Below are 19,952 nucleotides of genomic sequence, written 5' to 3' on the forward strand. Positions count from 1 at the left end.
TCCCCGTGCGTACCACCGTCGGGGGGTGCGCCGGGAGGATAGACTGACTGTTTTGAGGGAAGCGCCGACCGACGGCGCTAACCGCGGACTCAATACGAGGGCGATGTGAGCAACAGCAGGTTCATCTCGACCACGATTCCATATGTCAATGCCCGGCCTCATCTGGGGCATGCGCTGGAGTACGTTCAGGCGGACTGCTTCGCGCGCTTCCAACGCCTTCAGGGGCGCGATGTCTTCTTTCTCACAGGCTCGGACGAGAACAGCCTGAAAAATGTCATCGCGGCCGAGGCCGAGGGTGTTTCGACTCGGGAACTCGTGGATCGGAACGTCGTTTACTTCCAGGAACTGCTCGACCAGTTGCGGCTGAGTCAGGACGACTTCATCCGGACGAGCGTCGACCAGCGCCACATCGACGGGGCGGCCCGCATCTGGGAGCTGATCGCCGCCAGGGGGGACATCTACAAGAAGTCGTACGAGGGGCTCTACTGCATCGGCTGCGAGCAGTTCTACTCGCCGTCCGAGCTCATCGACGGCAAGTGCCCCGAGCACCTGACGGTGCCGGAACTGGTCAGCGAGGAGAACTACTTCTTCCGGCTCTCCCGCTACCAGGACCGGCTGCTGGACGCCTTCAAGTCCGGCGCGCTGCGGATCGTGCCCGCGAGCCGTTACAACGAGGTCGTCAGCTTCGTCGAGGCGGGGCTGGAGGACATCAGCATCTCCCGTTCCACCGACCGTGCCCGGGGCTGGGGCATCCCGGTGCCCGGCGACCCGAGCCAGGTCATCTACGTCTGGATCGACGCGCTCACCAACTACATCACCGCGCTGGGGTGGGCCGAGGGCGACGACCTCTACAAGCGTTACTGGGAGGACGCCGAGGCCCGTACGCACGTCCTCGGCAAGGGGGTCTCCCGCTTCCACGCGGTCTACTGGCCGGCGATGCTCATGTCGGCGGGGCTGCCGCTGCCCACGGAGACGGTCGTCCACGGTTACATCACCGCCAACGGCCAGAAGCTCAGCAAGTCGCTGGGCAACGTCGTCGACCCCGTGGAGGTGGTCGGCAAGTACGGCATCGACGCCGTGCGGTACGCGCTGCTCGCCGACCTGTCGCCGTTCGCCGACGGCGACTTCAACGAGGAACGCCTCGTCATGCGCTACACCTCCGACCTGGCCAACGGCCTGGGCAACCTGGTGAGCCGGGTGGCCAGCATGATCGGCCGGTACCGGGACGGCACGGTCCCGGACTCGGACGAGCGCCAGGAGCAGGACGAGCAGCTCGCCCGCAAGGTGGCCGACGCCTCCGCCGGGATGGTGGCGGCGATGGAGCGCTACGACCACCGCGAGGCCCTCGGCCACGTCGGCGACCTGATCCGCGCCTCCAACTCCTACGTCGACGACAACGCGCCCTGGCACCTGGCCAAGGCCGCGGCCGGCGGCGACGAGACGGCGGCGGCGCGGATGGACACCGTCTTCCTGCACCTCGCCGGAGCCGTCCGCCGGCTCGGCCTGCTGCTGATGCCGTTCCTGCCCGAGGCGGCGGAGAAGATCCTCGCCACGCTGGGCGAGGAGGGCCGCCACCTCGGCGACGCCGCGGACTGGCTCGACGGCCTCGCGGGCCGGACGATGGTGAAGCCCGAGCCGATCTTCCCACGGCTGGACGTGGTGGCTTGAGCGACGCGATGGGGGCCGCCGGTGTCGGCCTCGTCGGCTGCGGTACCGCCGGCGGCGCCCACGCGATCACCGTCGGCCGCCATCCGGACGCACGGCTGGTGGCCTGCGTGGACGCCGACCCCTCGCGGGCCAAGGAGCTGGCCGCCGAGCACGGGGGGCGCGCCGTCGCCACCCTCGGCGAGCTGGTGGCGTGCGACCCCCGGGTCATCGTCGTCGCGACCGGGCCGGCCGAGCAGCCGGCCCTCGTCCACGACCTCATCGACCTGGGGTTCCGCGGCGGGATCCTCTGCGAGAAGCCGCTGTCGCTGTCGCTCGCCGAAGGGCGCGAGCTGGCGGCGCGCGCGGCGGACGCGGGGGTCACGCTCGCGGTCAACCACCAGCGCCGGTTCGGCGAGCCCTTCGTCCGGGCCCTGGCGCTCCTGCGCGAGGGCCGGGTCGGCGACCTGGTCCGGATGGAGGGGTTCGGCCCCAAGGGGACGCTGCTGGACTGGGGGCCGCACTGGGTCGACTACGCCCGCCTGGTCGTCGGCGACGACCCGATCACCTGGGTCGACGGGCTGGCCGACTTCCAGGAGCCCCAGGCGCACGCCGGGCTGAGCCTCGAAGGCCACGCCATGATCACCTGGCGGCACGAGGGCGGCGTCCGCGGCGTGCTGGAGACCAGCGGGCAGCCCCTCGGGCAGCCGCTGTTCCGGCTCTGGGGGACCGGCGGCGTCATCGAGATCGGGTGCACGGAGCCCGACGGCGAGGGCGGCTGGCGGCGCGGCACCCGCCTGCGCGTCCTGGCCGCGTCCGCCGGGAACGGCGACGACCCCGCCGCCGGGCTCGAGAGCCCGCTCGCCCCCACCCAGTGGGAACGGTCCCTCGGGGAGCTCATCACCGCCATGCGGGAGGAGAGGGCGCCCCTGCACGACGCCGAACGCGCCCTGGCCGCGCTCGAGGTCTGCCTGGCGGGCTACCGCGCCGCGCTCGGCGGCGGGCGCCAGCGGCTGCCCCTCGATCCGGCCTATTCACTGCGAGGACTGACGGCCGCCCGCGAGCGCTGAGGGCTCGCCGCGAGGACTGACGAAAGGCCCACGGTGGGAGCTGACCGCATCCTTCTCGTATCGGACGACTTCGGGCGGGAGGTGTCCGTCACCGAGTCCGCGCTGGCCCGGCTCAGGGCGCTGGGCCCCGTCGAGCACCTGCCCGAGAGCGCCGGTGTGGACCGGGTCCTCGACGCGCTGCGGGACCGTACCGCGCTCGTGGTGGCCGGCTGGGCGACCCGGATGCCGCGGCTCACGGCCGAACGGCTGGACGGGCTTCCCCGGCTGAGCTTCGTCGGCTGCGGGCAGGACAACCGGTGGCGCTTCATCGACCCCGGGGACGCCCTGGAACGCGGGATCACACCGGTCGACGCGTCCGGCTCGATGGGCTGGGCGGTGGCCGAGTTCGGGCTGGGCCTCATCCTGTCCTGCCTGCGGCGGATACCGGCGCATCACGCGGAGGTGGCCGCCGGCGGCTGGTTCGACGGCTGGGCCGACGACACGGGCATCGACCGCGAGCTGCGCGGGAGCAGGGTCGGCATCGTCGGCATGGGCGAGATCGGGCGGGCGCTCGCCACCATGCTGCGCCCCTTCGGCTGCGACGTCGATGTCTGGTCGTCCTACCTCGGCGAGGAGGAGGCGGCACGGCTCGGCGTGCGCCCGCGTCCCGTCCACGAGATCGCCGGCTCCGCGGACGTGCTCGTCGTCGCGACCCAGCCCCGCCGCTACACCGCCGGCATCGTCGACCGCGCCGCGCTGGAGGCGCTGCGTCCCGGCGCGGTGGTGGTCCTGCTCGGCCGGGCGTCGACCGTCGACTTCGGCGCGCTGGTGGAGAGGGCGTCCGCCGGCGACATCACGGTCGGCATCGACGTCTGGGACGAGGAGCCCGCCGCGCCCGGCCACCCGCTCCGCGGCCTGCCCAACGTCGTGCACACCCCCCACGTCGCCGGGCGGCTGCGGTCGGCGAACCAGCGGATCCTCGGCGCCGTCGTCGACGACCTCGAACGGCTGCGGTCGGGCGGCGCGCCGCGCTGGGCCGTCTCCGCACAGCGCGCCCGCCGCATCGCGGCAGGACGCCGCTGACCCGTCCCCTCCAAGCCCGACCGAGTCACGGCCCCCTCGCGGCCGACCGTCCCCTCCGACGCGCCCTGGGCGAGGCGGATCAGCGTCCACCCGCGGGCCCGGCGGCGATTTCGGCCACCGTGCGGGAGACGAATGCCGTTCGTTCGATGATCAGTACGCGCACGTCACCCGCCCTTCTCCGGCCCTGCCCTTGCATGCCGGTCGGGCCGATATTACGATCATGAAGGCGTACCGGGAATGGGCCTCCAACGGCCTGCTTTCCGGTTTCGGGGAGCATCGGCCCGCCGGGTCCGTTCAGCCGGACCGCGCGTCGGCCCGTGCGGAGGTAAGGGGGCGGATGCCGGTGCCGGTTCCGCCGCGTACACCCATTTCGCCGCGCCGGATGGAATGGCCCGCACTTCCGCCGGGGATTCGGCTCGCCATCGAGGAACGGCTGGGCTCGCCGGTCGTCGGGTCGGAGACCTGTCACGGCGGGTTCTCGCCCGGGATGGCCGCCCTCGTGACCTGCGCCGACGGGGCCGGGTACTTCGTCAAGGCGGTGAACGCCGACCTCAATCCCGTGTCGCCGGGCATGTACCGGGAAGAGGCCGCGTACTCGGCCGCCATGCCGGACGGGATTCCCGCGCCGCGCCTGCGTCATGTCCACGATGACGGTGAATGGATCGCGCTGGTCTTCGACGCCGTCATCGGGAGTTCCCCCGAGGTGCCCTGGAAGGCGGCGGACGTCCGGCGCCTCATGAGAACGACCGAACTCCTGACCGCCGCGCCGGTCTCCGGGGACCTGGCCGCCATTCCTTCCGTACGGGAACGCCTGGAGTCGAGCTTTCACGCATATCACCGGCTGGCGGAAACTCCGCACCGGCTCTCCGCCTGGGAGCGCCGCAACATCGAACGCCTGACCAAGGCCGCCGATGACGCCCTGGAATGCGTGGCGGGGGAATTCCTCGTCCATCTCGATCTGCGCGCGGACAACATCGTCGTGGCCCACGACGGTGCCGCGTACATCGTCGACTGGGCCTGGGCCTCGGCGGGTGCCCCCTGGCTGGACAAGGTCTCCCTCCTGGTGAACGTGGCGACGTACGGGGGAGACCCCGAGCCCTACGTGGCCGGCGACCGGCTCCTCGCGTCGGTGCCGCCGGAACATATCGACGCCTTCCTCATCGGGCTGAGCGGCATGTGGACGGAGGCCGCGAGCGAACCGCCCCCTCCGGGCCTGCCCACCCTGCGGGACTTCCAGCGGCTTGAGGGGAACGCGACCCTCGCGTGGGTCCGCGCCCGTACCGGATGGGACTGACGCCCCGACGGCACGACCGCCACCACGACCGCCACCACGACCGACACCGCGACCGCGACCACGACTTCGAGGGAGTGTGCATGGACAGGGGAACCGGCCGGTGAGCGAGATCCTCGTCAGTGTCTACGGCCACCGGCCCGACGCCGTGCCCCGGCTGGTCGTCATCGATACGGACACGCTCGCCGCCCGCGAGGCCCCGTTCGCGGTGCCCGCCGGATTCCAGCGGTGCATGGGCCTGTCGGCCGACGGCGGGCGGATCCACGTTCTCGCGGTGGCCGCGGACGACCGGTCCTCGCTGGTCACCCTCGACAGGGCCGGTGAGCGGGAACCGCTCGTCACGCCACTGCCCGGCGTGATGGACGGGCACAGCGTGCTCGCCGCCGGCGGCGACCTCCACGCCGTCTCCTCGGGCACCAACGAACTGGTGCACTTCCCCCTCAGCGGCGGACGGCCCGACACCGGACGGCGGCGGGTGGAGTGGCGGGCCGCCGACGCCGTGCGCGACACGCACCACGCGAACAGCCTCCTGCGCCGGGAGGGAAGCCTCCTGGTGTCCGCCTTCGGCGAGTCGCCGACGGGATCCCTGAGGGACGCGCACGACGGCTACATCGTCGACGTGACCGGCGGCAGGCCGGCGATCACCGGCGTCTCGCAGCCGCATTCCCTGACGGAGCGGGGCGGCCTCCTGTACTACTGCGAGTCGGGACGGCGGCGGTTCTGCTCCGAGAAGGGCCCCGTCGTCACCCTCAGCGGTTACGTCCGCGGCGCCTGCTGGCTGTCGGACGACGTCGTCTGCCTCGGCACCAGTTCGGGGCGCGTCCGAGGCGAGAGAAGCCGTTACGAGACCGAGGAATGCGCCGTATGGATCGTCGACGCGGCACGCGGGTCGGTCATCGGCCGGATCCCGATGGCGGAGTTCGGCCCGGAGATCTACGACATCGTCGCGCTGTGACCGCGGGCGGCCGGCTCGCACCGATCCGATGAGAGGGGCCCGCTCTCGTGAGAATCCGTGGAGGTGCGTTCTTTGGTGCCGCGAACGGCCGGTGACGCCGAGCCCCCGCAGGAGAGCTTCACCGAGGAGTACTTCGACCGCCGGTACGCGCGCGCCCCCGACCCGTGGGGGCTGGCGAGCCGGTGGTACGAGCGCCGCAAGTACGCGGTCACCCTCGCGTCGCTGCCCCGGGAGCGCTACCGCGACTGCTTCGAACCCGGTTGCTCGATCGGGGAGCTCACCCGGCTGCTCGCGCCGCGGTGCGACCGCCTGCTCGCCGTCGACTTCGCCGACGACGCCGTCCGGCAGGCCCGAACGGCGGTGCGCGGGCTGGGGCACGTCGAGGTCCGCCGCGCCGAGCTGCCCGCGCAGATGCCCGGCGGGCCGTTCGACCTGATCGTGGTCAGCGAGATCCTCTACTACCTCTCCCGCGATGACCTGGGCCACATGCTGGACGGGCTCGTCGGGCGGCTCGCCCCCGGCGGCGACCTCGTCGCGGTTCATTGCCGCGCGCCCGATCTCCGGCACGGTTATGACGGGTACAACGTGCACCTCGCGATCGAGGCCCGTGAAGAACTGGAGAGGCTCGTGCACCATGCGGACGAGGAGTTCGTCCTGGACGTGTTCCGGCGGACGGAGCGGGCGTGACGCCGAGGCCGCCCCGGATCGGCTGGGCCGAGCTGCCCCGCGAGACGCGGGCCGCGGTGGAGGCGTGCGCCGGATCCGTCACCGAGGTGGACCGCGTCGAGATGGGGGAGCGGTCCGACATCGCGTCCGTCCTGGACACGGAGGCCGGCAAGGTCTTCGCCAAGGGCGTGCCCGCCGCGGACCGGCAGGCCGCGTGGCTGGAGAACGAGGCCAGGATCAACCCCTACGTGGCGGGGCTCGCCCCGCCGCTGAGGTGGAGGGTCGAGGCCGGGGGATGGCTCGTGCTGGGGTTCGAGTACATCGAGGGCAGGCACGTGGTGTACTCCCCCGGCTCCGGCGACATGGCCAAGCTCGCGGCCGTGCTGAAGGCGCTCCAGGAGATTCCCTGCCCGGACGTGGTGTACCGGCGGGCCGAGTGGCGGTGGAAGGACTTCACCGACCGGGCGGAGACGATGGCGGGCGAGGCGATGATCCACGCCGATCTCAACCCCGGCAACGTCCTGATCACCGAGGACCGCGCGTACCTCGTGGACTGGGCCGGGACGTGCCGGGGGGCCGGCTGGGTCGAGCTCGCCATGCTGATCCCCCGGCTCATCGGGCACGGGCACGGCCCCGCCGAGGCGGAGGAGTGGGCCGCGCAGTTCACGCCCTGGCGGGACGCCGCCGCCGAGGATGTGGACCTCTTCGTCGCCGCCGAGTCGATCAGGTGGGACAAGGTGGCGGCCGACTGGCCGTACCCGCGGATCCTGCTCGCGGCGAACACCTCCCGCCAATGGAAGGAATGGCGGCGAGGCCGCTAGTCCCGGGCCGCCCGCTCGGCTGAGAAAGGTACCGACGTCATGTTCTCGACCAAGAAAGGCGCTCCCGCTGGGAGAGCGCCGCTGAGCAGGAAGCAGAGGGACCCGGCCGGCCACGAGGCGCGCGGCCCCGTCCTGTCGAACGAAGAGCTGGTCGTCGTCGGCCTGGGACTCGTCCTGGTCGCGGTCTGGCTGCTCGGCCTGCTGGCCTGGTTCGCCGGCGGCCTCGTCGCCCTGCTGACCAACGCGTCGTGGCCGGGGCTCCCGGTGACGAGATCGTTCGTCCTGATCATCTCCCTGGTCGTCCACTGGGACGACCGCGCGCTCGCCTGGCCGGCCGCGGACCAGGCCCGGCTGGGGCCGGACTGGATGTTCTGGACGGTGTACGCCGTCCTGATCGTGGCGACCGGCGTCCTGGGACGCGTCGTGGGCGGCAGGCTGCGCCGTGCCCTGTCCGGGCGGCGCCGCGCGCGGCGCGTCAGGGTCCGCCAGGCCCAGCGGGACAACTCGACCCTCTGGGCGAAGTCCCGGGACCTCGACGGCCTGACGATCAGTGATCGCGCGACGCTGTCCGGGCGGATCTTTCTGGGCCGGATGGAGAACGACCCGGAGACGCAGCTGGCGACGCCGCGCTACACCTCGATCGCGGTCATCGCGCCGACCGGCTCGTCCAAGACCGTCAAGTACGTGGTCCCGACCATCCTCACCTGGCCGGACGCCATCTTCGTCACGTCCACCAAGAACGACATCGCCGACCTCACGCTGCAGTACCGCGGCGAGCAGCTGGGGCGTCCGGTGTACATCTTCGACCCCACCGGGGAGTGGCCGGAGCACCAGCAGCGGTTCCTGGCCGCCTGGTCGCCCCTCATGGAGATCCACGACTTCGCCGACGCCGACAAGGTCTCCCAGTGGCTGTCCGAGGCGGCCATGGCGAACTCCAGCGGCGACCCCAAGATCACCTACTGGGTCAACCTCACCCAGGTCTGCCTGGCGCCGATGCTGTGGATCGCCCGCAAGACCAACCGGAACATGCAGCACGTCGCGGACTGGGTCGGCTACCTGCGCTTCGAGGAGATCGAGGAGCTCTTCGACGAGTACGAGCGCACCACCGAGGACCCGGCGGCCAAGACCGACCTGGCGATGGCCCGGCGCTCGCTGAAGTCCACCCAGAACCGCGACAAGCGGACCCTCGCCGGCATCTTCGCCAACGCCGACGTCATCCTGAAGCCGTTCATGTCCCCGCTGATGGCGCCGACGACCGACATCAGGTTCGACGACGACGGGCGGCCCTACAGCCCGCACGGGCGGCGCGTCCTGGACATCGAGGACGTCCTGGAGGAGGGCGGGACCATCTACGCCATCAGCGACGAGGAGGAGCAGGAGATGCTCCGGCCGGTCTTCCAGGCGGTGGCGCAGTCCTACCTGCGGGCCTGCCGGAAGAGGCAGCGGCGGCTGGGCGCCGGCCCGCTGCCGAACCCGCCGCTCCTCCTGCTCGAAGAGGCCGCCAACGTCGCCCCGCTGCCGACCCTCGACAAGATGGCCGCGACCTACCGCGGGTTCGGCATCGTGATCATGTCGATCTGGCAGGACGAGTCGCAGGTGGCGACGCTCTACGAGTCCAAGGCCACCACCGTCCTCGGGAACCACACGACCCGGGTGTACCTGCCGGGCTCCTCCGACGACAAGACGCTGGACCGGCTCTCCCGGCTGATCGGGGACCAGTCCGTCTCCACGCGCACCCTCGGGTACTCGCACCAGGGCAGGCACATGCAGGTCAGGATCAACGAGAGTTCCGAGGACATCGCGCTGGCCCCGATCGACTACCTGCGCACGCTGCCGAAGGACGTCGCGGTCGTCCTGTCGGGGAACCTGCCGCCGATGAAGGTCACGGCGACCCCCTGGTTCAAGGACCCGGACATGCGCGAGCGCATCGGAGCGGAGATGTGCGAGAAGTACGATCGCGCCTTCGGCCCCGCGAAGCCGGGGAAGGGATGACGTCGCCGCCTGGACGATGACCACCAGCTGAACAAGAGTGGACTGCGCACGGAGAGGAAACGCGCAATGGTCGACACCGGTAACAAGGTCGCCGTCGAAGAAGGCCGGGTCGCTCTGGAGTCGTTGCGGTTCGGCTGTATCCGCCTCATGGAGATCGCCTCCAGCGTGCTGGTGCGGACCATGCCCACCGAGCGCAAGCTGGAGTTGAGCAAGCAGATCTGGGCCCTCGCCCAGTGCGCGGACGCGCTCGGCAAGCGACTGCCCGGCCTGCGCTCCTCCGAGGACGCCGTCGCGTCGACGCCCGGATACGTCGCCTTCACCGACGCGATCTGCTCCCTGCAGAATCCCGATCTCGAGTACGCGGCGCTCACCCATCTCGCCTATCCGGACCTGCGCGACGCCGTCCTCACCCATCGCGCCCAGGTGCCGAGCGCGGCCGACGAACTGACGGTGGAGTGTCTCGAGCAGGTGCTGGAGCGCCTGGACGCGGTGCCGACCGAGCGGCAGGAACGCCCCGCCTGCCTGGGGACGCTGGGTGACCTCCTGACCGGCTGCGGCGGGGTGGTCGGGGAGGACCCGGGGCCGCCGCCGGACCGGCGGTCCGCGCTGCCGGAGATCCCGATCCGGCCGGGCCGTGACGCCGCGCTGCGCGAGGCCGGCCCGGACGAGGAGGCGTCCGACGGCACCCGGGCGTCCTTCCTGCACGAGTCCATCTTCCGGGTGGAGCTGTGCGCCGCGGAGATCTGCGCGGTCCTGCTCGCCCACCATCCGGAGGCCCCCTGGGGGCTGCGCCACGACCTGGCCAAGCAGGTCCGCGACGAGGCGCGGCACTACGAGCTGTTCGCCGAGCGCATGCGCGAGCTCGGGGTCTCCGAGGGCCGGTACCCGATCGTCTTCGATGTGTGGGACAAGTTCGTCATGGGGCGCACCCTCCCCGAACGGCTCATCATCGAGCAGCGGATCGGTGAGGGCATCGGGCTCGACGGGGCGGTGAAGGCGTTCCGGGTGCTGCGCGAGGAGGGCGACTACAAGACCCTGATGATCTTCGATTACGTCGTCGCGGACGAGATCACCCATGTGGGCAACGGCAACCGGTGGCTGCGGCGCCTGATCGGGTCCGACGAGGGTCTCGAACGGCTGGACAGGGAGGTGCGGGAGCGGCTCGCCGCGCACGGCCGTCCGGTCGACAACCAGAAGGCGATCAACGTGAACGACCGCGAGCTGGCGGGGTTCACCGACCGTGAGATCGCCGAACTGCAGCGCACCTGGGAGCGCGAGCGGGCGCTGGCGCAGGCCCAGAAGGCCGGTGGGCAGGAGGCGGCGAAGGGCGCCTGATCCCCGGCGGGACCGTGGTGGGGGCGGCGGGCGCCGCCCCCGGCCGGCCGGGAAGGAGGCGCGTTCTTGTCCCTGGGTGACTGAATGTGGCCGAGATCTTGGCGATACCGGGCATTTCGGTGATCATGGGCCACTGTACGAAGACGTGCGGAGGCTGGGAGGGCCCGTGATCCGATTCGCCGTGGTGGCCGGGGTGGTGCTGGGCGCCGGATTGATGGCGCCGAGCGCTTCCGCGCAAGAGATCCAGGACGTCCATGTCAAGGAGAGCAAGGGGCGCGTCGCGGCGACCGGCCCGGGCTTCACGCTCAAGCTGACCAGGCACGGGATCACCACGACCATGGTGGACGAGGAGTTCGGCGACCCCGCCACGGGAAACGAGATCGTACGGCAGAGCATCGATCTGGCCGGGCGCACGTTCACGCCGTTCGTCTGCGAGAACGGCACCTACACGATCAAGTCGGGCACGTTCAAGCGCGCCTGGCGGTTCTCGCTGCTGGAACGGCGGCCCGCGCCGTACCCGGAGCGGTTCCACACGGGCTTCCCCGGCTTCGTGACGCCGTTCCTCGGTGAGTTCGACGCCACCGTGACCGACGAGTCGGGCGAGACGCTGCGCGTGCTCATCTCCGACCTGGCCTACGAGGCGCGGACGGAGGACGGCGGGTTCCGGTCCACGGCGCCCATCCACGGGTTCGTGGTGGACCAGAAGGGCAAGATCCGGGACCGCATCTCGCTCTTCGGCCACTTCCGCTCCGGGCCCGGCGGCGCCGGCGCCAAGTACTGGATCGAGGACCGCGGCACCTGCCGCCAGACCGTCGACCTCGGCTGGGGCGAGCCGGGCACCGACCGCGTGCTGGTGACGGGCCCGCTGCTGATCTTCCCGTTCAACTCCCCGGTCGTCACGCCCGGGAAGGCCTGACCAGCCCCTCCCTCCGCTAGCCGGAGGCCCCGACGAGGCGCAGGGCGAGCTTGGCGTATCGCTCGGCGAGTTCGTCGGGGGTCCAGTTCCCTCCCTCGCGGTACCAGCGCGCGATGTCGATGCCGAGCGACAGCAGCGCGGTGGTCGTCAGCGCCGGTTCGGTGACGTCGAACTCGCCGGTGGCGACGCCCTGGCGTACGAGGTCCTGGACCTCGGCCTCGATCCGCCGGCGGATGGCGTGGACCTGCGCGCGGTGCGAGGCCTCGAGGCCCGCCAGCTCGTAGTTGATCACGCGGGCCGTGGTGTGCGCCTGCGCGTGGTAGCGGGTGAAGTCGCGGAACAGCCGCTCCAGCCGCTCGCCGGGAGTGCCGCCCGACGCGATGGCGGCCCTCACCAGCGCCAGGGTCTCCTCGTGCCCGTCACGGGAGATCTGGTAGAGCACCTCTTCCTTCGTCCGGTAATGCACGTACAGCGCCGCGGTGGACAGGCCCGCCCCGCCGGCGATGTCCCGGATCGTGGAGCCGTGGAACCCGCGCTCGGCGAACGTGGTGACGGCGGCGTCGAGGAGCCGGGCGCGCGTCGCGTCCGTGCGGCCGGGGTTCTTGGGCCTGGGTGACATCGAGCCATCTTGGCAGACCCACCGCGCGCGTGATCACCCTCGGGCGGGCGCGGTCCGGGCTGTTGACGGGGGATCGGGGGCTGCGGCAGCATTAACTTACTGATTGATTAGTAGGTGAATGGGGAGAGCATGCCGAAGGTGGTCATGGCGGGGTGCGCCGGTGGCGGCCAGGGCGCCGCGGAGCCGGGGCGGCTCTCGTGAGCGGCGAGCAGGCCGGTCCGCTGGCCGGGCGCACGGCGATCGTCACCGGTGCGAGCAAGGGCATCGGCCTCGGGATCGCGCGCCGCCTCGTCCACGATGGCGCCCGCGTCGTCATCACCGCACGGGGGGAGGACGGCCTGCGCCGGGCCGTCGCGTCGCTCGGCGCCGACCGGGTGCTCGGCGTCGCCGGGCGCGCCGACGATCCCGACCACCAGGCGGACGCCGTCGCGCGCGCGATCGAGCGGTTCGGCGGCGTCGACCTGCTGGTCAACAACGCGGCCGTCAACCCCGCCTACGGGCCGCTGCTGGAGGTGGACCTCGCCGCGGCACGCAGGATCGTCGAGGTCAACGTGCTCGCGGCTCTGGCGTGGACGCGGCAGGCGTATCACGCGTGGATGGGCGAGCACGGCGGAGCCGTCGTCAACGTGTCCTCGATCGCGGGGTTGCGGCCCGCGAAGGGCCTCGCGATGTACGGCGCCGGCAAGGCCATGCTCGTCCACATCACGCAGTCCCTCGCCGTCGAACTCGCCCCGCGGGTCCGCGTCAACGCCGTGGCCCCGGGCATCGTGACGACGGAGTTCGCGACCCCGCTCTACGCCGGACGCGAGGACGAGGTCGCCGCGGCGTACCCCCTCCGCCGCCTCGGCGAGCCCGATGACATCGCCGGGATCGTCGCGTTCCTCCTGTCCGGCGCGGCCGGCTGGATCACCGGCCAGCTGGTGGTCGCCGACGGAGGGGTCTCCCTTGTCGCCGCCGAGTGATCCGGCGATGGACGCTCATCGGAACGAAGGGACGAAGGGATCACCATGACCTCCTCTCAGCTCCTGTCCCGCCGGGACCTCGACTTCCTCCTCTACGAATGGCTCGGCACCGAGGGGCTCGCGGCACGCGCGCCCTTCGCCGAGCATTCCCGGGACACCTTCGACGCGATGCTCGACCTGGCCGGGGAGATCGCGGCCGAGCGTTTCGCCCCGATCAACAAGCTGCTCGACGCCGAGGAGCCGCGGATCGGCCCGGACGGGCGGGTCGTTCACCCGGCCGGGCTCGCCGAGGCGCTGCGCGCGTACACCGATTCCGGCATGCCGTCCGCGACGTTCGGCCCCGAGTTCGGTGGCATGCGGGTGCCGTTCACCGTGGCCCAGGCCGCCTTCGCCTACTTCCAGGCGGCGAGCGTCGGCGCCTCGGCCTATCCGCTGCTCGCGTCGGCCGGCGCGAACCTCCTCGTCGCCCATGGCACCGCGGACCAGATCGAGCGTTTCGCGCGTCCGATCATCGAGGGCCGCTGGTACGGGACGATGTGCCTGTCGGAGCCCCAGGCAGGGTCGTCCCTGGGCGACATCACGACCCGGGCGGTGCCCCAGGACGACGGCACGTACCGCCTCTTCGGGACGAAGATGTGGATCTCCGGCGGCGACCACGGACTGAGCGAGAACATCGTCCACCTGGTGCTCGCGCGCACGCCGGACGCCCCGGCCGGGGTCAAGGGCATATCGCTGTTCATCGTCCCCAAGGTGCTCGTGGGGCCGGACGGGTCGCTGGGGGAACGCAACGATGTGGCCCTCGCGGGGCTCAACCACAAGATGGGCTACCGCGGCACGACGAACACCCTGCTCAACTTCGGGGAGGGGCAGGCGACCCCCGGCGGGGCGGCCGGGGCGGTCGGTCACCTCGTCGGCGAAGAAGGCCGGGGGCTGGCCTGCATGTTCCACATGATGAACGAGGCGCGGGTCACCGTGGGCCTCGGTGCCGTGGCGCTCGGCTACACCGGCTACCTGCACGCTCTCGCGTATGCGAGGGAGCGTACGCAGGGCAGGCCCGCCGGCGGGAAGGACGCGTCCGCCCCGATGGTGCCGATCATCGATCACCCGGACGTCCGGCGCATGCTCCTCGCCCAGAAGGCGTACGTCGAAGGCGGTCTCGCGCTCAGCCTCTACTGTGCCCGGCTCATCGACGATCGGGCGTCGGGTGACGAGGCCGCGCGGAGGCGGGCCCACGACCTCCTGGAGGTCCTGACCCCGATCGCGAAGTCGTGGCCGTCGCAGTGGTGCCTCACCGCCAACGACCTCGCCATCCAGGTCCACGGCGGGTACGGCTACACCCGGGACTACGCGGTCGAGCAGTTCTACCGGGACAACCGGCTCAACCCCATCCACGAGGGGACGCACGGCGTCCAGGGTCTCGACCTGCTGGGACGCAAGGTCGTCGCCGGGTCGGGTGCCGGGCTGCGGCTGCTGGTGGAGACGCTGCGCGCGACGACCGGCCGCGCGCGGGCGGCCGGTGGCGAGGCGGCGGCGTACGCCGGGCTGCTGGACCCCGCCATCGACCGCCTCGCCGAGGTGACGGGCGTCCTCTGGGCGGACGGTGATCCCGCCGTGGCGCTGGCCAACGCGAGCGTCTATCTCGAAGCCGCGGGACACGTCGTCGTGGCATGGATCTGGCTGGAGCAGCTGCTGGCGGTGTCAGGGAACGACGCGTTCGCCGAGGGCAAGCGGGCCGCCGCCCGCTACTTCTTCCTCTACGAGCTGCCGAAGACCTCGCCGCAGTTCGACCTGCTCGCGGCGCGGGACCGCACGACGCTCGACCTCGACCCGGCCGTGCTGGGCTGAGTCCCGTTCCCCGGAACGAGTGGCAGGTCAGGGGCTTCCGGGGGTCGCATTCGATTCCTCATTCTATTATCATAGTTACTATGAACAGTTCTGATGCTCCCGGCGCGGAGGGGTTCCGCGCGCGGGTCCGGGAGTTCCTCGCCGCCGAACTGCCCGCCGGCTGGCGGGGCGTCGGCACCCTGGACGCCGCCGCGGCCGACGCCTTCGCCGAGCGTTGGCGCGCCACGCTCTTCGAGCACGGCTTCCTCGCCCCGTCGTGGCCGGCCGAGTACGGGGGCGCCGGGCTGACGCCGCTGGAGCAGGTGGTGCTCGCCGAGGAGTTCGCCCGGGTCGGTGTCCCGACCGGTGTCCAGAACGACGTCTTCAGCATCGTGATGATCGGCAACACGCTGCTGCATTGGGGGACCGAGGAGCAGAAGCGGCATTTCCTGCCGCGCATTCTCTCGGGTGAGGACCGCTGGTGCCAGGGCTATTCCGAGCCGGGCGCGGGCTCCGACCTGGCCGGCCTGTCGGCGCGCGCCGAGATCGACGGTGACGAATGGGTCATCAATGGGCAGAAGATCTGGACGTCGGGCGGGCAGCTCGCCAACTGGATCTTCGTTCTGGTGCGCACCGATCAGGACGCCCCGGCGCACCGGGGCATTTCCCTGCTCCTGGTGCCGATGGACCAGCCGGGTGTCGAGGTCCGGCCGATCCGGAACATGGCCGGCGACTCCGATTTCAACGAGGTGTTCTTCACCGACGCGCGCTGCCCGCGGGAGAATGTCGTGGGCGAGGTCGACGGCGGCTGGAAAGTCGCGATGACCCTGCTGGGCTACGAACGCGGGGAGGCCGCCGCGATCCTGCCCATCATGTTCCGGATCGAACTCGACCGGCTCCTTGACCTGGCGCGGGAGAACGGCGCCGCCGAGGACCCGGTGCTCCGCGACAGACTGGCCGACGCGTACATCGGTGTCGAGGTCATGCGCTTCATGGGGATGGCCTCCCTCGCGCGGTTCCTGCAGGGCCATCCGCCGGGCCCGGACGCCGCCGTTTCCAAGCTCTATTGGAGCGAATACCACCAGAAGGTCACCGAACTCGCGCTCGATGTTCTCGACGTGGAGTCCCTGGTGGTTCAGGGGCGCCGGCCGACGAACGTCACGATGTTCCAGACCGACGATGTGGGAGCGCCCAACGACAGCGCGTCGTGGATCACGACCGCCATGGTCTCCCGGTCCGGCACGATCTATGCCGGCACCTCGGAGATCCAGAAGACGATTATCGGCGAGAAGCTGCTCGGCCTGCCCAAATGAATCGCTCACCCGGGCCGGCCACACGATCGAAGGAAACCATGGACTCCACACTCGACGACGCCCAGCACGCCTATCGGGAGAGCCTTCGCCAGTTCTTCCGGTCCAAGTGGCCCGAGTCCTCCGTACGCGCGTCCATGGAGGCGCGCACCGAGGAGGAGGCGCGGGTGTGGCGGCAGCTGGCGCAGCAGCTCGGTGTGGCCGGCCTCACCCTCCCCGAGGAGGTGGGCGGGTCCGGGTCCACGCAGATCGAGGCCACGCTGGTGCTGGAGGAGATGGGGCGTGCCCTCTACGGCGGCCCGTACCTGGCCACGGTGGTCCTGGCGGCCAACGCCCTGGTGCTCAGCGGCGACGGGACGGCGGGCAAGGAGTACCTGCCGGCCATCGCGGCCGGTGAGATCACCGCGACCCTGGCCTTCGCCGGCGGCGGCCGTGACCGGTTCGGCGCGCCGGCGCCGGTCGCGCGCCGCATCGCCGACGGCTGGGCCGTCAGCGGGACGGCCGACCGGGTCGTCGACGGAGCGAGCGCGGACCTGGTGCTGGTCGAGGCCGACACGGACGCGGGGCGTTCGCTGTTCGCGCTGCGGTCGGAGGACGGGCTCGCCCGCCGGCAGGTCGAGACCATGGACCAGACCCGGCGGCTCGCACGCCTGGAGATGACCGGCGTGCGCGCCCGGCTCGTCGGCGCCGAGGGCGGGGCGGCCGATGTGCTCGGCGGGGTGCGGACGCTCGCGGCGCTGGCGCTGGCCGCCGAAGCCGTCGGCGGCGCGGCGCGGTGCGTCCAGGAGACCGTCGACTACGCCAAGGTGCGCCACCAGTTCGGCCGCCCGATCGGTTCCTTCCAGGCGGTCAAGCACCGGTGCGCCGAGATGCAGACGCGGCTGGAGAGCGCGACCGCGGCCGTGCGGCACGGCGCCAGGGTGGCCGCCGAGGGGGGCGAGGACCTCGCTCTCCTGGCCTCGGTCGTGAAGGTCCATGCCACCGAGTCGTACTTCCGGACCGCGGCGGACGCGATCCAGATCTTCGGCGGGATCGGGTTCACGTGGGAGCACTTCGCGCACCTGCACTTCAAGCGGGCCAAATCATCGGAATTGATGTTCGGTTCTCCGCGCGACCATCGGCGAGCGATCGCGGACGCTGTACTCCCGGGCCCGCCGCAGGGCGCCTCCGGCTCCGCACTGCCCGGATGATCGCAGGCAAGGGCCCGCCTGATCGCCCCGGGACCCGGGACGAACCCGCGATGATCTACGGATCAATTTGCGATGAAGGTCACGTCTGTGACGGTCTCGGCACGATCTGCGCAAGGGAGGGACATGAGTCGTCGATTCATGCATATAATTAGGGGGTGAAGAACGTCGCGATGCCTGCGTTCAGACAGCGCACTCCCAAGGCCTCCGAGAGGCTGGCCCGCCATCTCGCCACATCGATCATCGAGGGCGAGTTCGAGGAAGGGGCACGGCTCCCTCACGAGAGTGCGATGCTCGCTCAGCTCCAGGTCGGGCGTGCGACGCTGCGCGAGGCACTTCGCCTGCTCGAGGTCTGGGGGCTCATCGCCATCAGGACGGGACCGGGCGGAGGGCCCACCGTTCGCCGTCCGAGGTCGGCCGAGTTCGCCGAGCACCTGGCCTTGATGCTGCAGTTCCAGCAGTTCACCCTCGCGGACGTCTCCGATGCCCGGCTGGCCCTTGAACCGATGATGGCCCGGCTGGCGGCCGAGCGGATTCAGCCCGGGCAAATCGCCGATCTGCGCGACTCGATCGAGATCATGTCGAACAGCTTTGACGATCCCCAGGAGTTCTGGAAACAGAACGCCCGTTTCCACTCCGGGGTCGCCGATGCCGCCGAAAGTCATATCATCAGCATGTTCGTCAACGCTCTGAAGGTCATTGGCGACGGCGCCTCCAGTGGTGTGCCCTACACCCGCAAGGAGTTCGAGGAAATCGTCCGCGCCCACACCAAGATCGTGGACGTTCTGGAACTGGGCGACGCGGACGCCGCGGCCGAGGCGATGCACCAGCACCTCAACGCGGGACGCCGCTTCGTCGCCGGGAAGTACCCCGCCGCCCTCACCTCCAAGATCCAGTGGCCCGAGTGAGTTCCGCGCCCGTCCGCGCTCTCAGATGAAGTTCCGGGGAACGTTGGTGAACCGGTGCTCGTCGCGGCGGAGCCAGCCCGGCGAGGCCATCGTTCCGCCGTCGACCTTGATCGTCTGACCGGTCACCCACCGCGCGGCGTCCGAGGCGAGGAACGCCGCCACGTCCCCGTGGTCCTCGGGGGTGCCGAACCGGCCCAGCGGGACCCAGCGCGGGATCTGGTCCTGGTACTCGGGGCCGATGAGCCGGTGCAGGGGGAACTGGGGGGTGTCGGTCACGTCGGGCGCGATGGCGTTGACCCGTACCCCGTACTGCCCCACCTCGGTCGCCAGGCCGGCGGTGAAGTTCAGCACGGCCGCCTTGAGCGCGGCGTACACAGCGCAGTTGGGCACGCCCCTGAGCCCCTCCACCGAAGAGACGTTGATGATCGACCCGCCGCGCCGCTCGATCATCGCCGGGAGGAACGCGCGGGTCACCCGCAGGACGTGCTCGAAGTTCAGCTGGTAGACGGCGCTCCAGTCCTCCTCGCCGGTCTGGCTGAACGGGCCCCAGGGGCGATGGTCGCCGACGTTGTTGACCAGCACGTCGAGCCGCCCGCCCGACAGCTCTTCCACCGCGCCGCGCATCACCTCCACGCAGGCGCGCTCGCGGACGTCGGCGGCGGCTCCGAGCGCCGTGCGGCCCTCCTCGGCCAGGCCGGCCACGGTGCGGTCCAAGGCCGTCTCGTCGTTGTCGACCAGCACCACGGCGGCGCCCCGGCGCGCCAGCGCCGTGGCGATCCCGGCGCCGATCCCCGCGGCGGCGCCGGTCACGAGGGCCGTCCTGCCGTCGAGTCGCGTCACGTCCTGGCTCATCTTCCTGCCCTCCGTCGCTGGCGGCGCGTGCAGACTCACGCAATAATGATAATTATGACAATAGAAACTAGAGGGGCGCACTCCGCCCGGACGACCATCGCCATGCGGGACCTGGAGGACGCCGTCGGGCGGGAGCTGGGGCCGGGCCCCTGGATGACGATCGACCAGGACCGGATCGACGGCTTCGCCCGGGCGACCGGCGACCACCAGTGGATCCACGTCGACGTGGAGCGCGCCGCCGCCGGGCCGTTCGGCAGGACGATCGCGCACGGATACCTGACCCTCTCGATGGTGCCCCAGCTGCTGGGCGAGATCCTCGACGTCACCGGCCGCGGCAGCGGGGTCAACTACGGCATCGACAGGGTGCGCTTCATCAGCCCCGTCGCCGAGGGCTCCCGGATCCGGATGCGCGGTCGCCTGACCGGCGCGGCCCCGCGCGGCGAGGGCGTCCAGTACCGGCTGGAGCTCGTCATCGAGCTGGAAGGCTCGGAGCGTCCCGCCATGGCCGGTGAGTTCATCGTCCTCGCGCTGCCCTGAG

The 19,952-nt window shown here is 71.2% G+C and carries 18 protein-coding genes; 16 read left to right on the forward strand and 2 right to left on the reverse strand.

What is annotated here, in order from left to right; all coding sequences use genetic code 11:
* Positions 1–105: 105 nt before the first annotated feature.
* The 10 genes from IW256_RS42965 to IW256_RS35865 all read left to right on the forward strand — a co-directional run bounded on the left by IW256_RS42965 (position 106) and on the right by IW256_RS35865 (position 11,752).
* Positions 106–1,668, forward strand: a complete 1,563-nt coding sequence (locus tag IW256_RS42965) for a class I tRNA ligase family protein (RefSeq protein ID WP_197015165.1) — start codon at positions 106–108, stop codon at positions 1,666–1,668.
* Complete coding sequence (locus tag IW256_RS35825; protein ID WP_197015166.1) at positions 1,665–2,714, forward strand: Gfo/Idh/MocA family protein; 1,050 nt, start codon at positions 1,665–1,667, stop codon at positions 2,712–2,714. The genes IW256_RS42965 and IW256_RS35825 overlap by 4 nt, the downstream gene beginning before the upstream one ends.
* Positions 2,715–2,747: 33 nt before the next feature.
* Positions 2,748–3,776 carry an NAD(P)-dependent oxidoreductase gene (locus IW256_RS35830; protein WP_197015167.1) on the forward strand — a complete coding sequence of 343 codons (1,029 nt, stop codon included), beginning with the start codon at positions 2,748–2,750 and terminating at the stop codon, positions 3,774–3,776.
* A gap of 382 nt (positions 3,777–4,158) precedes the next feature.
* Positions 4,159–5,070, forward strand: a complete 912-nt coding sequence (locus IW256_RS35835; RefSeq protein WP_197015168.1) for a phosphotransferase — start codon at positions 4,159–4,161, stop codon at positions 5,068–5,070.
* A 100-nt stretch (positions 5,071–5,170) separates the two neighbouring features.
* Positions 5,171–6,022, forward strand: a complete 852-nt coding sequence (locus IW256_RS35840) for a DUF4915 domain-containing protein (protein WP_197015169.1) — start codon at positions 5,171–5,173, stop codon at positions 6,020–6,022.
* Between the two features lie 75 nt (positions 6,023–6,097).
* Positions 6,098–6,709 (forward strand): SAM-dependent methyltransferase, encoded by a 612-nt coding sequence (locus IW256_RS35845; protein ID WP_197015170.1) that lies wholly within the window; start codon positions 6,098–6,100, stop codon positions 6,707–6,709.
* Entirely contained in the window at positions 6,706–7,509 is an 804-nt protein-coding gene (locus IW256_RS42970; RefSeq protein ID WP_197015171.1) for a phosphotransferase, read from the forward strand. The genes IW256_RS35845 and IW256_RS42970 overlap by 4 nt, the downstream gene beginning before the upstream one ends.
* Positions 7,510–7,548: 39 nt before the next feature.
* Complete coding sequence (locus tag IW256_RS35855) at positions 7,549–9,501, forward strand: type IV secretory system conjugative DNA transfer family protein (RefSeq protein WP_197015172.1); 1,953 nt, start codon at positions 7,549–7,551, stop codon at positions 9,499–9,501.
* A gap of 66 nt (positions 9,502–9,567) precedes the next feature.
* Positions 9,568–10,836 (forward strand): DUF455 family protein, encoded by a 1,269-nt coding sequence (locus tag IW256_RS35860; protein ID WP_197015173.1) that lies wholly within the window; start codon positions 9,568–9,570, stop codon positions 10,834–10,836.
* Positions 10,837–11,002: 166 nt separating this feature from the next.
* Complete coding sequence (locus IW256_RS35865) at positions 11,003–11,752, forward strand: hypothetical protein (RefSeq protein WP_197015174.1); 750 nt, start codon at positions 11,003–11,005, stop codon at positions 11,750–11,752.
* A 16-nt stretch (positions 11,753–11,768) separates the two neighbouring features.
* On the opposite strand, the gene IW256_RS35870 is transcribed toward IW256_RS35865, so the two are convergent.
* Positions 11,769–12,371 carry a TetR/AcrR family transcriptional regulator gene (locus tag IW256_RS35870; RefSeq protein ID WP_197015175.1) on the reverse strand — a complete coding sequence of 201 codons (603 nt, stop codon included), beginning with the start codon at positions 12,369–12,371 and terminating at the stop codon, positions 11,769–11,771.
* 197 nt (positions 12,372–12,568) lie between these two features.
* Here IW256_RS35870 and IW256_RS35875 point away from each other — a divergent pair, with 197 nt between their 5' ends.
* The 5 genes from IW256_RS35875 to IW256_RS35895 all read left to right on the forward strand — a co-directional run bounded on the left by IW256_RS35875 (position 12,569) and on the right by IW256_RS35895 (position 18,562).
* Complete coding sequence (locus IW256_RS35875; RefSeq protein WP_307829303.1) at positions 12,569–13,333, forward strand: SDR family oxidoreductase; 765 nt, start codon at positions 12,569–12,571, stop codon at positions 13,331–13,333.
* 45 nt (positions 13,334–13,378) lie between these two features.
* Positions 13,379–15,178: an acyl-CoA dehydrogenase gene (locus IW256_RS35880; protein ID WP_197015176.1), complete on the forward strand. Its 1,800-nt coding sequence runs from the start codon at positions 13,379–13,381 to the stop codon at positions 15,176–15,178.
* Between the two features lie 80 nt (positions 15,179–15,258).
* A complete protein-coding gene (locus tag IW256_RS35885) occupies positions 15,259–16,470 on the forward strand; it encodes an acyl-CoA dehydrogenase family protein (protein ID WP_197015177.1) in 1,212 nt (403 codons plus the stop codon).
* A gap of 38 nt (positions 16,471–16,508) precedes the next feature.
* Positions 16,509–17,657, forward strand: a complete 1,149-nt coding sequence (locus IW256_RS35890) for an acyl-CoA dehydrogenase family protein (protein WP_197015178.1) — start codon at positions 16,509–16,511, stop codon at positions 17,655–17,657.
* 155 nt (positions 17,658–17,812) lie between these two features.
* Positions 17,813–18,562, forward strand: coding sequence for a FadR/GntR family transcriptional regulator (locus IW256_RS35895; RefSeq protein ID WP_197015179.1), 750 nt, complete (start codon positions 17,813–17,815; stop codon positions 18,560–18,562).
* A gap of 21 nt (positions 18,563–18,583) precedes the next feature.
* Here the strand turns inward: IW256_RS35895 and IW256_RS35900 are convergent, their stop codons facing one another.
* Positions 18,584–19,453, reverse strand: coding sequence for an SDR family NAD(P)-dependent oxidoreductase (locus IW256_RS35900; protein ID WP_197015180.1), 870 nt, complete (start codon positions 19,451–19,453; stop codon positions 18,584–18,586).
* Positions 19,454–19,468: 15 nt separating this feature from the next.
* Between IW256_RS35900 and IW256_RS35905 the strand changes: the two genes are divergently transcribed.
* Entirely contained in the window at positions 19,469–19,951 is a 483-nt protein-coding gene (locus IW256_RS35905; RefSeq protein ID WP_269217975.1) for a MaoC family dehydratase, read from the forward strand.
* Position 19,952 lies beyond the last annotated feature (1 nt).

It is taken from the genome of Actinomadura viridis (assembly GCF_015751755.1).
GTDB classification, from domain to species: Bacteria; Actinomycetota; Actinomycetes; order Streptosporangiales; family Streptosporangiaceae; genus Spirillospora; species Spirillospora viridis.

Bases quoted from the DNA above. Each gene is read 5' to 3' on its own strand.
- IW256_RS35905 (WP_269217975.1), top strand. From the start codon at position 19,469: ATGACAATAGAAACTAGAGGGGCGCACTCCGCCCGGACGACCATCGCC.
- IW256_RS35860 (WP_197015173.1), top strand. From the start codon at position 9,568: ATGGTCGACACCGGTAACAAGGTCGCCGTCGAAGAAGGCCGGGTCGCT.
- IW256_RS35880 (WP_197015176.1), top strand. From the start codon at position 13,379: ATGACCTCCTCTCAGCTCCTGTCCCGCCGGGACCTCGACTTCCTCCTC.
- IW256_RS35885 (WP_197015177.1), top strand. From the start codon at position 15,259: ATGAACAGTTCTGATGCTCCCGGCGCGGAGGGGTTCCGCGCGCGGGTC.
- IW256_RS35890 (WP_197015178.1), top strand. From the start codon at position 16,509: ATGGACTCCACACTCGACGACGCCCAGCACGCCTATCGGGAGAGCCTT.
- IW256_RS35855 (WP_197015172.1), top strand. From the start codon at position 7,549: ATGTTCTCGACCAAGAAAGGCGCTCCCGCTGGGAGAGCGCCGCTGAGC.
- IW256_RS35870 (WP_197015175.1), bottom strand. From the start codon at position 12,371: ATGTCACCCAGGCCCAAGAACCCCGGCCGCACGGACGCGACGCGCGCC.
- IW256_RS35835 (WP_197015168.1), top strand. From the start codon at position 4,159: ATGGAATGGCCCGCACTTCCGCCGGGGATTCGGCTCGCCATCGAGGAA.